Origin of the sequence: Zhongshania sp. (assembly GCF_041623545.1) — a bacterium.
Lineage (GTDB): Bacteria > Pseudomonadota > Gammaproteobacteria > Pseudomonadales > Spongiibacteraceae > Spongiibacter.
The window spans coordinates 1-11763 of record NZ_JBFJWS010000078.1 but is presented as its reverse complement, the minus strand read 5'-3'; the positions used below and the strand labels follow the sequence as shown (position 1 = coordinate 11763).

The 11763-nt window shown below is 50.3% G+C and carries 11 protein-coding genes; 7 read left to right on the top strand and 4 right to left on the bottom strand.

Annotated elements, in window-relative coordinates; all coding sequences use genetic code 11:
* Positions 1–372: 372 nt before the first annotated feature.
* A complete protein-coding gene (locus ABYT30_RS09390; protein WP_373096187.1) occupies positions 373–3093 on the top strand; it encodes a hypothetical protein in 2721 nt (906 codons plus the stop codon).
* A 68-nt stretch (positions 3094–3161) separates the two neighbouring features.
* Entirely contained in the window at positions 3162–4457 is a 1296-nt protein-coding gene (locus ABYT30_RS09385) for an OmpA family protein (RefSeq protein WP_373081650.1), read from the top strand.
* A gap of 185 nt (positions 4458–4642) precedes the next feature.
* Here the strand turns inward: ABYT30_RS09385 and dinB are convergent, their stop codons facing one another.
* Positions 4643–5722, bottom strand: a complete 1080-nt coding sequence (gene dinB / locus ABYT30_RS09380; RefSeq protein ID WP_373081648.1) for a DNA polymerase IV — start codon at positions 5720–5722, stop codon at positions 4643–4645.
* Positions 5723–5859: 137 nt separating this feature from the next.
* Here dinB and ABYT30_RS09375 point away from each other — a divergent pair, with 137 nt between their 5' ends.
* Positions 5860–6261: a hypothetical protein gene (locus ABYT30_RS09375; RefSeq protein WP_373081646.1), complete on the top strand. Its 402-nt coding sequence runs from the start codon at positions 5860–5862 to the stop codon at positions 6259–6261.
* A 2-nt stretch (positions 6262–6263) separates the two neighbouring features.
* On the opposite strand, the gene ABYT30_RS09370 is transcribed toward ABYT30_RS09375, so the two are convergent.
* A complete protein-coding gene (locus tag ABYT30_RS09370) occupies positions 6264–6557 on the bottom strand; it encodes a DUF1244 domain-containing protein (RefSeq protein ID WP_373081645.1) in 294 nt (97 codons plus the stop codon).
* 113 nt (positions 6558–6670) lie between these two features.
* Between ABYT30_RS09370 and ABYT30_RS09365 the strand changes: the two genes are divergently transcribed.
* Positions 6671–7252, top strand: a complete 582-nt coding sequence (locus ABYT30_RS09365) for a hypothetical protein (protein ID WP_373096186.1) — start codon at positions 6671–6673, stop codon at positions 7250–7252.
* A 48-nt stretch (positions 7253–7300) separates the two neighbouring features.
* Here the strand turns inward: ABYT30_RS09365 and ABYT30_RS09360 are convergent, their stop codons facing one another.
* On the bottom strand, positions 7301–8089 hold the full coding sequence (locus ABYT30_RS09360) for an SDR family oxidoreductase (protein ID WP_373096184.1): 789 nt from the start codon (positions 8087–8089) through the stop codon (positions 7301–7303).
* A gap of 150 nt (positions 8090–8239) precedes the next feature.
* On the opposite strand from ABYT30_RS09360, the gene ABYT30_RS09355 reads away from it, so the two are divergent.
* Positions 8240–8896 carry a TetR/AcrR family transcriptional regulator gene (locus tag ABYT30_RS09355; protein ID WP_373096182.1) on the top strand — a complete coding sequence of 219 codons (657 nt, stop codon included), beginning with the start codon at positions 8240–8242 and terminating at the stop codon, positions 8894–8896.
* A gap of 16 nt (positions 8897–8912) precedes the next feature.
* Positions 8913–10274, top strand: a complete 1362-nt coding sequence (locus tag ABYT30_RS09350) for a cytochrome P450 (protein WP_373081637.1) — start codon at positions 8913–8915, stop codon at positions 10272–10274.
* Positions 10275–10346: 72 nt separating this feature from the next.
* On the opposite strand, the gene ABYT30_RS09345 is transcribed toward ABYT30_RS09350, so the two are convergent.
* Positions 10347–10940, bottom strand: a complete 594-nt coding sequence (locus ABYT30_RS09345) for a hypothetical protein (protein ID WP_373096180.1) — start codon at positions 10938–10940, stop codon at positions 10347–10349.
* 254 nt (positions 10941–11194) lie between these two features.
* On the opposite strand from ABYT30_RS09345, the gene ABYT30_RS09340 reads away from it, so the two are divergent.
* A partial coding sequence (locus ABYT30_RS09340; RefSeq protein ID WP_373096178.1) for a class I SAM-dependent methyltransferase occupies positions 11195–11763 on the top strand: 569 nt, incomplete at its 3' end.

Below are 11763 nucleotides of genomic sequence, written 5' to 3'. Positions count from 1 at the left end.
GAGAAGAAGCCGGATTCCCAGTTCCGAGCCTGCGCGATAACAAGTACTGGCCCACCGTTAACCGCATTGACAATGTGTTCGGTGATCGCAATTTAATCTGCTCATGCCCCCCTATAGAAAGCTACCTTTGAGTTGAAGTCCCTCCCGTAAGGGAGGGATTTTTCAGACTTTTTCATTAAAACTCCCCCCTGCACCACGCTGGACCGCCAGTTTTACAACTGATTCACAGAAATTTTCACATTTTTAGTGCTAACATCGAAACCTAGCTGCGCATGGTGTTGTTTTTACGAATCACATCCGTGAAACTACGTAGATCTAAAAATTGATAATTCGCAATTGTGTACTAAGCAGGGTTCTCCCGGAGGGGAATAAATGAATACGAAACTACTAAGCATATCGTTAGCACTTATAACGAGCGTGCTCGTTGCCTGTGGTGGCGGTGGGGACGCCCGTAGCCCAGATCGTCCGGCGCCACGCCTTGATCCCGCAACGTTGCGCATTGACTTCCCTGTCACACATAAGCTGCCCGGCTTGGGCACGAATAAAGTCGAAGAAGGTATCCCTGTCAGGCTAGTAGCACTGCAGACCGACGGTGTTGAATTCAATCTCGGCCCCGAACTGAACGTCACCGATAAAGCGACATGGTCTATTGAAGGCGCGGGTAACCCGCCCTTGGCCGAGCTAAACGCCCCGGTGCGCAGCGCCATCAGTTTTGGCAAGGTAAAGGACATTCTCAGTGCCACTTTTTACCCTGAGAAAACTCCAGCTGGGGCAGTCAATCCTGAAGTTGAACTCACCGTCAAAGCCCTGTTCAAATATAATGGCCGCGATTACCCCGTGGTCGGTAAATTCCTTGTTATCCCGCCCAAGCGCGTAGTAAATGGGCAATTTGTCGACGGTCCAGCACTCATTGCCATCGACCCACTTGACTCCGCCGCTACTGTAACGGCGAACTACCAACTACTCCATGTCCTGCAAAACGTCACCATCCGCGAAAATCGCACCGGTGAAGCCAAATTTTGCGCTGAGTATGTTGATAAAGGCACACGCAGCAGCGTTGACGCAAATGCTATCTTTAGCTTTGCCAGCTACTCCCCTGATCAAGTCAACGCCGTCGCAACAATTAAAAACCCCTTTGATAGCAGCAACAGCGACAAGCCTATGGGCTTTATTATCAAAGCGATCGACCCTGCTAAAAACTGCGCGGATCTTTACGACACAGACACAAGCAACGATCCAAACGTATTCGCGGAAAAAACCGTTTCATTGCAACCAGCGGTAGTTAAAGGTCCAATCGACGTTTGCACCATTGTCAATCCGGCTGCCGGGGTTTGTAATACTAATGGCGAACTCAATACTGCAGTTGAGCCACTTACACGCTGCATTGGCTTAGACAGTCCAACTGCCGCCATTACTGAAGTCAGCGTTCCCGCGGCTTCGCAACTGCAAATGGTAGCCAAGCTCCATTACGAAAATCCGGCCAATATCAACCAGACTTTTGACCGCTACCAATGTCGTGCAGCGGGCCTCATGAAGTGGAATGGCGCGCCGACCAAGATCTTCACCTTAGATACTGGTTCAGGCGCACCGACTAATACCCTGAGTGAGCCTAACGGCACTGCAACCACGATCAGCCAAAGTGCCTATGATGCAATTCGCAGCAACAATAGCGAAAACAACAGCGTGGTAACTGCGAGCTACACCAATAGCAATAGCACTACCCCGGTCACAGGCAACCTAAAAATCAACCTCACAGACTCTGCAGTGAGTGCGATCACCATTTACCCTCTGCTCCCGAACAACGCTATCGGTACTCGCGACTCCAACAACATGTACAGCATCAATCTCAGTATTTTACAAACCGAGAAGCGCTTTATTGCACGATGCACCTATGCCAGCGGCGAGGCCCCTTGCGGCAGCGGCACGGTGAAATGGACAGTTGGCGACAGCAGTATACTCAGCGTTAGTCCGGCGAATACGTCCGTCACTACGGCGAAACCCACCACACCTAACGCACCGATATTTGCCGCCACGACATTAACGGCTACCTACAAGAACACAAGCACTGCTGACACCGTTGTCGTCGATGTTGTTGACGACCAGTTGGTCAAGCTGGTGCTAATGCAAATTGATGAATCGCAGAACCCAGCAGTTGACGAGTTCTCCTGCCTAGGCAGTGGCAACGTCAGCCTCGACCCAAGTCAGCAAAGCGCGGAAGCGAGCACCGGTAGCCGCCGTTTCAAGGCCCACGCGCTGTTTAAGAGCAACGAAGGCGCACCAAATGCTGGGGACCCAACGGACCTCACCGTATACCGTGACGTGACACCTTTTGATCCCTTTGTCTTCAGTGCTGACATCGGTTACTACGACAGTGCGAACAATAGCTGTGTAGTCACGCCACAATCTGGCGAGATCCCTGTACCTGTAGATGAGGCCCGCACCAGCCCGCCAGCGCGATTCAGCCCCACTGACAAGGGCCTGCTCGAAGCCCAAGGCGCAGCGCGCTTGTCCACAATGTGCGTGCAAGTCTTCACCGACCGGGGTACAAAAGACGGTGTCTATACACCACCAACAGCGGATACCCCTGCATCGGAAAAGGAAACACTGTCTGAAAACGGTGCAACGGTATTGGTGCAACCAGCCGGCACAGCGGAACTCGCTGACAACGGTGGCTCAGCCTGCGCGGTGTTTGACCCACTGCTTTCTGGCGACAACCCATTGGCTGGCCCAGTACTCCTGCCGATGCTGTTTGAGTTTGGTTACTATGCTGACCCGCTACTTTCCAACCTTCCTTCCGACGAAATAGTTGATGCGATTAACTCAGCGGAATTCCCAGGTGGCGGCGGTGGCGGCACACCACCTCCAGGACTAGCGGAAATACAAGCCATCGCCGAAGGTCTCAATGAAGAATCTCTCGCAGCGATTGCGGAGGCATGCGCGGTCACCCAGCCGGATGTAGAAGGCTTTATTGGCTCACTCAGCGGCGCCTTCGAGGATCAAGATCCTGAGGCTGGACTAGCCGCCTTCCAAGGCCTAGTTGACGGCACTATATCAGCAGAAGATTGCGCTGCGGCCTTTCCAGTAAGTCCCTGATCAATAACGAATAAATTAAACGCGGCTTCGGCCGCGTTTTACAATGCTTAGCAATGGAGAATAGATCAATGAGTAAACTGCGTAATATAACGCTTGCTCTTGCTGTCGGGTGCAGTGCATTTTCAGCTTTCGCAGCTGAGGAAGAAGAAAAAGTCTTTGATAACCGCTGGCGTGTACACGGCTTAATTGGCACCACCGTTGCTGATGACGCTGATTACGACAACGGCGGCGAATTTAAATTTGGCTTGGGCAAGCCAATTAGCCCCTACGTGATGTTGGACGCTCACATTAACTATGGCGAGCTAAAAACCACTAAAAATGATACCTACGAGCGCACCGCCGCTGGTTTCGATTTCATGTACTTCCCCTTTGGCGCCTTCCACTTAGACGCTTCAGCACTGCAGCCATTTATGGGTGCGGGCTTGACCTACCATGAAATCGATTTTATCGGTGAAAACCAGTCAGATTACGGCACTGACGTTTTCGGTGGTTTCACTTATGAGCTTGATCACGCGTCAATACGCGCGGAAATTCGCTACCAAGTCGACAAAATCAAAGAGCAAAACATACTGGTAGACGACAATTTCTACACCTATGCCGCCTTAATTGGTATTTCGATACCCTTTGGCGAAAAGCCGCTGCCCTACAACTATGACTCCGACGGCGACGGCGTCCCTGACCGCTTGGATAAATGCCCAAATACTCCTCGTGGCACCCCAGTTGATGCAACCGGCTGCCCACTGGACAGCGACGGCGACGGCATCCCTAACTTCCGTGACCAATGCCCTAACACGCCGCCTGGCGCTCGGGTAAACGTACACGGCTGCTCAATTGATGACGACGGCGACGGCGTACCAAACGATATCGACCAGTGTCCAAACACACCTCGTGGTGTACCGGTGAATGCCCAGGGCTGCCCACTGGATAGCGACGGCGACGGCGTACCCGATAAGATTGATCAGTGCCCAGGCACCCTACCCGGCCTGAAAGTTAACTCTCGCGGTTGCGTGCTGTCTCAGACTGTTGCCCTAAGCGGCGTGCATTTTGAGTTTAACAAATCGCGTTTGATGCTTGATTCACAGACCGTACTGGATAAAGTTGCCGAATCCTTAAGCAACGAGCCTGATGTTCACATCATTATCATGGGTCACACCGACTCTATTGGTAGCGATGCTTACAACCTCAAACTGTCACAGGCACGCGCTGAATCAGTGGTGCGCTACTTAACAGGTAAAGGCATCAGCGAGTCTCGCCAGAAAGCCAAAGGCTACGGTGAAAGCAAGCCGGTTGCCGACAACAATACCGATGAAGGCCGTGAGCGCAATCGCCGGGTTGAACTGCAGGTAATTAGCCCGAACAAGTAAGGTTAATGACGCAAAAAAGGGAGGCCGCGAAAGCGGCCTCCCTTTTTTATTGCCCATTAAATACCAGCGAAACGCCTAGCTGGAGACGGGAGACGCTAAATAATGACACTCGCGACTACAAGAGCTCCGTAAACCCATGCTACAAAAGCAAACGAGTATCCGTGAAACAGTAATTTTCGCTTGCGTTAAATACCGGGATCAAACAATTCCAACTGATACTCGGCGCGGCGCTCAGCAACCTCGCCTTGCTTACGACCAAAGCGAACGCCCACACCGATCAAACGCAGGGACGACTCCATACGCAGCCACCCCTCGCTCAATAAGGTTTCAAACAAATCTAATTCAAGAAAGCCATCGCAGCGTCGCTCTATGGTAGTCTGCCGAAAATCAGCGGCTTTTAATTTCACAAATACGCCAGTAAAGCTCTCGCCACTATGCTTGGCCAATCGACGCTTGAGTTCAGCCAGCAAAGCCGGCAGTGCGGCGAGCGCCATTTCTACCCCCTCAATATCTTCAGCATAGGTATTTTCGACGCTCAACGATTTACGCTGGCGGTGGGTTTTAACATCGCGGTGATCAATACCGCGAGCATAATCATAAAGCTGCTGACCAAACTTACCAAAATGACGCTGTAATTCATCCATGCTCCGCAAACGCAAATCAGCGCAGGTATAAATGTCCAGCGCAGCCATACGTTGGGCCATAACTTTGCCGACACCATGTATTTTACCCACCGGAAGACTCAATACAAAATCGTCGACCTGTGCTGGCGTAATCACGGTAAGACCATCAGGCTTATTCCAATCACTGGCCACCTTCGCCAAAAATTTGTTGGGGGCCACGCCCGCAGAAATCGTAATTCCAAGTTCAGAGCTCACTTGTTGTCTAATTGCTTGAGCAATTCGTGTTGCACTTCCCTGGTAGGCACTACTGCCCGTGACATCCAAATACGCTTCATCTAAGGAAAGTGGCTCAATTATTTCAGAAAACTGGGCAAATATGCCACGAATGTGCAACGCAACTTCGCGATATTTATCCATATTAGGGGCAAGTACAATGAGTTCCGGGCAGCGCCGCATCGCCGTTGCGGTAGCCATGGCGGAATGAATACCAAAGGCTCGAGCCTCATAATTACAGGTTGCAATGACGCCACGCCGCGCAGCGTCGCCGCCAACAGCAATGGGGCGACCGCGCAAAGCTGGATTGTCGCGTGTTTCTACAGACGCGTAAAAACAGTCGCAATCGCAATGTATTATTTTGCGCAAACAACAGGTCTCACGACAAACCACCTTAAGCTGGATAAATAACCAGTAAAATAGCAAATCACTAGGCACAAGTCACCCGCGATTCTGCGTTATACTAGCGTCTTAGCCCTCACCACCCATTTTAGGTATAAGTAAACATGGCGATTGGCAGCTGGACTCCAGAAAAAGAGAAAGACACCCTCAGTATCGACAATCAGTGGCTACAGCAATGCATTGCGCTGAGCCGCAGCGAACAACTCGAGTTATTGCCAGCGCCCTTTTCAGAAAAAGAGCAGCAAACTTACTCAGCATTTATGCGTTTTTCCGCCGAGCAGTGGCAATCTGCCGTTGCCGACTTTAGCAATGATGATCTCATCGACTTGATCCGCTTTTTTACCCGTGCCGAAAAACTCATTAGCGGTTGGGACGCGGGCAAAGAATCACCCGCCATCTGGATCAACAAAGTGCTGCGCAAACGCGGTGAGAAATTGTCCCGCGACATGCTCTTGTGGATTCGCGCCAACACCGACAATCGCTTTATACCTAACGGCGGGCTTTAAGCTCACTTATCGCCTTTTTTAGCGAAGTTAGCCAATTGCTCTGGACTTGCTTCAGCCTGAAACTCAGCCTTCCACTGAGCGTAGGGCATACCGTACACCCGCTCCCGCGCCGCCTCATAGTCAATGCTTTCACCCTCTTGTTCAGCAGCGGCAACATACCATTTAGACAAGCAGTTACGACAAAAGCCCGCCAAATTCATTAAATCAATATTTTGAACGTCCTTGCGGCTGTCAAGGTGGGCCAATAAACGCCTAAACGCTGCCGCTTCAATAGCATCAGATTTCATTTTTTCCATTTTTTTCACCTATCATTTCAAGAATTCCTGTCCATTATCGCAAAGTTTGCTATGTTAATGCTGTTGCAGATTTTTATTTAACAACAAAAATCGACCCTTAGAGGCTCACTGACATGGCAAATAAGAAAATGGATCCCGTCGCATTAATCCGCAAGGAAATCGAATCCCTAGAACACAAAGTTGAACAACTGCGCGACCGTTTAATGGCCGATGCCCACAAGGCGATGGACAAAGCGAAAGCTCAAGCCGAGCGAGCACGCGACAAACTTAAGGAAGAACAGACTAAACTCGGTGAGCTGCAGAAGAAAGCCAAGGCCAATATGGACGCAAAGGTTCATAAACAGCTAGACCGTGCCCACGGTGCTGTCGATGCGGCAAAGGAGTTAGAGCTTGATGCCAAGGCCTTAATGATCATGGCAAAGGAACAAATCGCTGATCTTAAAGGTGATTATCAACGCGCTAAGGCCCTGGCAAAAGCCGCGCAAGATGCCGCCAAAAACTTTGACAAAACGAGCAAACCACCCGCCAAAAAAGCGGCCGCTAAAAAGGCACCTAGCAAAGCGGCAGCAGCAAAGAAGCCTGCTGCTAAAAAGGCCCCAGCTAAAAAAGCGGCAGTAAAAAAGGCACCAGCTAAAGCGGCCGCTAAAAAAGCGCCTGCAAAAAAAGCCGCAGCTAAAAAGGCACCCGCTAGCTAATAAGAGCGAAACACTGGACTGATTAATCGGCCCAGTGTTTCGCGGCATTTAATGCGGCAGAAACTCCCCACCATTAACATCTAGCGCTGCACCAGTAACCGCGCAGGCGTAATCAGAGCCCAAGAAAATAGCGGCTTTTGCACAGTCAGCATCATCAGGTATATCCCCCAGCGGAATATTCTTTGCCACTGCTGCACGCTGATCCGCCACACTCGGACCACCAGCATCGGTATTCATTTGCAAGTAGCCCTCAACTGACGGCCCCCACATCCAGCCCATATACGCTGAGTTGACGCGAATATTATACTGCCCCAACTCCAGCGCCAAATGTGAAGTCGCGCTGGCTAGGGCGGCCTTAGATGCACCGTAGCCACCTTGGGTCTGCAAAGGCTTACGGGTGACCATGGTATTAATCATAACGATCGCCCCACTACCTTGTGCCTTCATATGCGGAACCACCTCAAGGGTTAAAGCCATAGTGCCAAACAAATTTACGTCCATTGCCGCGCGCCAGCTATCTAGATTAGCCACTTCTATCGGCTCAAAACTGCCTGGGTTATAGGCGCTATTAAACAAAACATCTATACGCCCAAATCGCGCAATAGTCTGCTCAACCAGCTCCGTACACTGTTTGCGGTCACTTATATCAGTCGCCACCTTCAAAATCGGTGTATCCAAGCCCAAGGCCACAATCTCGCGTTCGGCCTCATCAAGTTTTGCTGGCGTACGCGCGCACATCGCCACCGCCGCGCCCTGCTTAGCCGCTTCTACGGCAAGCTCCTGTCCCAAACCTGGGCCAATGCCCGACACAATCACTACCTTGCCTTTTAAAAGCATATATCCGTCCTGTTATTGGTTTTTATGGCACCAGCTTAGCGGAGCACCTCCAACTGCACATCATCCATACAGAGGGGATTTAGCAGGACCTATTGACATCTGACTAGCACAAGACCAATATTAAACACCTGTTTAATATTGGTCTTGTCGATGAGCCTAACAAGCACACCAACACGAAAGCGCGGCCGCCCGCGCAATGATGAAGCGGCCACGCCATCTATCGACGCCCTCCTAGAGGCATCAGCCGATATATTTGCTCGCGATGGCTACGACGGTGTCTCTCTGCGCAAACTGCAAAGTGAGCTGAAGGTCAGCTACACCTTTTTCCATCACTACTTCGACTCGAAAGAAGCGCTATGGAAAGCCGTTGTCGATAAATTGGCCGGTATGACCACCGCAAATGTGCTTGAAGCCCTCAATCATATTGATGAGGAACACAGCGAGCTTGATGCACTTAAATCAGCAATTACTGTTTATATACGCAGCGCATTTCAATACCCGGCGATTTATCATATTTATCAGCAAGAATCTCAGTGCTCGGGCCCGCGATTGGATTACATATACCAATGTTATTTTGAATCGCCCTGGCAATATATTCGCGAGCTGGTGAGTAAAGTAAATCGCAATGGCACGCTAAAACCTATCCCCATCGAAACGCTGTTCTTTTTCGTTCAATCGGCGACCGCCCCCGTCGTGCAATACCCCTTTTACCAAAAACTCACCGGTAGCCCCGCGCTCAACCCCGCGCAGATTGAAAATCACATACAGCAATCTATCGACCTACTCTTTAACGGCTGGCATCTTTAAATAAGGAAATAATAATATGAAAACATCAACTGACTATCTGGACATGCCGCGCAAATCTAACTCCCAGCTCAGTCATATTCCAGGTGACAATGGTGCGCTGCCAATTCTCGGCGATACCGTGAAATTTTTAAAAGACTACCACGGCTTAATTAACACCAAGTATAAGCTCTACGGACCGATCTATCGCAATCACGCCCTTTTGCAACACAATATTGCGCTGCTCGGCCCCGAGGCCAATGAGCTGGTACTCAAAGACAGCGACAAAAACTTCTCTAGTAAAAAAGCCTGGGACCCACTATTGGAGAAATTATTCCCAAATGGCTTAATGCTGCGCGACTTTGACGAGCACCGCTTCCACCGTAAAATTTTGCAAGCTGCCTTTAAAAAAGAGTCTCTGCAAGCCTATCTCCAAACCATGAATCCACGCATGCAGCAGGGGGTGATCGATTTCCCCAAAGACAGTGAATTTGGCTTTAAAGACAGCATCAAATCCCTGTTACTCAACGTTGCCGCGCAAGTTTTTATGGGCGTGGAAATGGGTAAAGAAGCCGACAAAATCAACAAGGGCTTTCTTCATGCCATGGAAGCCTCTATGGCAGTTGTGAAACTGCCAATTCCCGGCACCACTTGGTATAAGGGCATCAAAGGCCGGCAAGCTCTAGAAGAGTTCATTCAAAAGCACATCACCGCCAAACGCGCCACCGAAAGCGAGGACTTTTTCTCGCAGTTTTGCCATGCCAAAGACGAAGATGGCAACGAGCTCAGCGACGAAGCCGTGCGCGATCACATCATTTTCTTACTATTTGCGGCCCACGACACCACCACCAGCACACTTTGCTCAATCATTTACGCACTGGCCAAGAACCCCGAATGGCAGGAGATTCTGCACGAAGAGTACCAACAGGTCTCGAGTAATGAGCTGCACTACGACGATTTACCCAAACTAGACAAAACTGCCCTCGTCATGAAAGAGGCCTTAAGGATGTACCCACCGGTGCCCGTCATTCCCCGCCGAACCATTAAAGAGACGGAAATCATGGGCTACCGCATCCCCGCCAACACAGGTATCGGCATATCTCCGCTATTCACCCACTACATGGAAGAATGGTGGACCGAACCCAAAAAATTCGACCCAGAGCGCTTCTCTCCCGAGCGCTCAGAACACAAAAAGCATTTCTATCAGTGGATTCCCTTTGGCGGCGGTCATCACAAATGTATCGGTCTTAACTTTGCAGAAATGCAGGTAAAGTTATTCCTCTTCCACCTACTGCGGGACCACAAAATCAGCGTTAAGCCCGGCTATGAAATGCAATTCAATGTCGTACCCATTGCCTTCCCAACTGACGGCCTGCCAATCACTGTAAGCAAATGGAAGTAAGCCATTTCAAAAATTACTAACGAAGGATAAACAAGAGCAGTAGGCACGGCATTACTATACGGCCGCGCCTACTCAGGGGCTTAAAATTTGAATAGTTTCAACCCAAATTAACTCGCAGGCGCCTGCTCCGGCATCGCCGCGCGTCAGCGAGCTACGCCAGCGCCAATCATCATTGACCGAGACCGCTTCCACCAAACTCCCCGATAGCGAAATAAGATCGCCTTTGCGAATCTTTTTAATTACCTTTGCCACGGAATCGTTTGCCGGAATCAAATGCATATTCGCACTGGATGACACGATTTCATCATGCGGAATAGGGTATTCCTTGACACGCCAGCGATAGAAACGCCCCGATTGAGAAATGCTAAATTGCGCAAGCAAAGCTTCATCTGACATTCTTCCCCAGCCCAGCGCTAAATCAGTAGGTGAAATATCGGACTCGCGATCAAAATAATAATTTGTCTTCGACAGCACCTTAGCCTGAAGTTGAAACGCAGCCAATTCAGTAACCGCGTAACCCTTGAGCTGATAGCTCACCGGCGTCGCAATCGCACTCTGAACAGGCGGAGCAGCAGCCAACACCCCTGGGCCAAGCGACACCTCCCCAGCTGGCGAGCAAAACTTCCAGACTAAAATCAGCGCGCTGATAAACAGCCATTTTTTCATTTATAACCCACTCGGTGACGCCAAGTTCGGCGGCGCAGCAAAATAACACCCAAAACTGGCAGATATATGAAAATAGCATCACGACCATATACAAATCAAAACCATCACTATAAGTGGGAGCGCGCCGCTATACTCCCTATCTGCTAACCGTACTTAGCCGGCCGCAGCACTTCCGGCCTTTTTTCTAAAGCCAACACACCTCAATAGTGGCAAAATATAGGCCTATACCGCTGAGTCGACGTGGCCCTTACCTAATGACATCTAACGCGCTTTACACCGATCTGTCGGGCTATTACGACTTAATGTGCGCCGACATCAATTACGAGGCCCAAAGCCATTGCGTGCACAGACTGCACCAGATCTTCGGCAACAGTGGTCACCGCCATTTGGATCTCGCCTGCGGCACCGGCCCTCACGTCCAACATTTTATTGATTTCGGCTATCAAAGTAGCGGCTTAGACATAAACCAGCCCATGTTGGACATCGCCCAGCTGCGCTGTCCAAGCGCCAAATTCAGCCGCCAAGACATGTGCACTTTCCAAACTGATGAGCCAATCGATTTAATCACCTGTTTTTTATACTCTATTCACTACAGCCCGGACTTAACGCAACTAAAAGCCTGTATAGCCAGAGCACACCGCGCACTAACAAACGGGGGGGTGTTTTGCTTCAACAGCGTCGATAAACATAAAATCGACACTAATGCCTTTGTTCGCCACACTGCCACCCAAGGTGATAGCCACTTTGCCTTTAGCTCTGGCTGGCGTTACAGCGGTCAAGGCAGTGAGCAAGCCCTACGCTTAAAAATTGAAAAGACCACGGG

Excerpts from the sequence above, each read along its gene's own strand:
- ABYT30_RS09370 (WP_373081645.1), bottom strand. The coding sequence starts at position 6,557 with ATGGAAAAAATGAAATCTGATGCTATTGAAGCGGCAGCGTTTAGGCGT.
- ABYT30_RS09385 (WP_373081650.1), top strand. The coding sequence starts at position 3,162 with ATGAGTAAACTGCGTAATATAACGCTTGCTCTTGCTGTCGGGTGCAGT.
- ABYT30_RS09345 (WP_373096180.1), bottom strand. The coding sequence starts at position 10,940 with ATGAAAAAATGGCTGTTTATCAGCGCGCTGATTTTAGTCTGGAAGTTT.
- ABYT30_RS09365 (WP_373096186.1), top strand. The coding sequence starts at position 6,671 with ATGGCAAATAAGAAAATGGATCCCGTCGCATTAATCCGCAAGGAAATC.
- ABYT30_RS09355 (WP_373096182.1), top strand. The coding sequence starts at position 8,240 with ATGAGCCTAACAAGCACACCAACACGAAAGCGCGGCCGCCCGCGCAAT.
- ABYT30_RS09390 (WP_373096187.1), top strand. The coding sequence starts at position 373 with ATGAATACGAAACTACTAAGCATATCGTTAGCACTTATAACGAGCGTG.
- ABYT30_RS09360 (WP_373096184.1), bottom strand. The coding sequence starts at position 8,089 with ATGCTTTTAAAAGGCAAGGTAGTGATTGTGTCGGGCATTGGCCCAGGT.
- ABYT30_RS09375 (WP_373081646.1), top strand. The coding sequence starts at position 5,860 with ATGGCGATTGGCAGCTGGACTCCAGAAAAAGAGAAAGACACCCTCAGT.
- ABYT30_RS09350 (WP_373081637.1), top strand. The coding sequence starts at position 8,913 with ATGAAAACATCAACTGACTATCTGGACATGCCGCGCAAATCTAACTCC.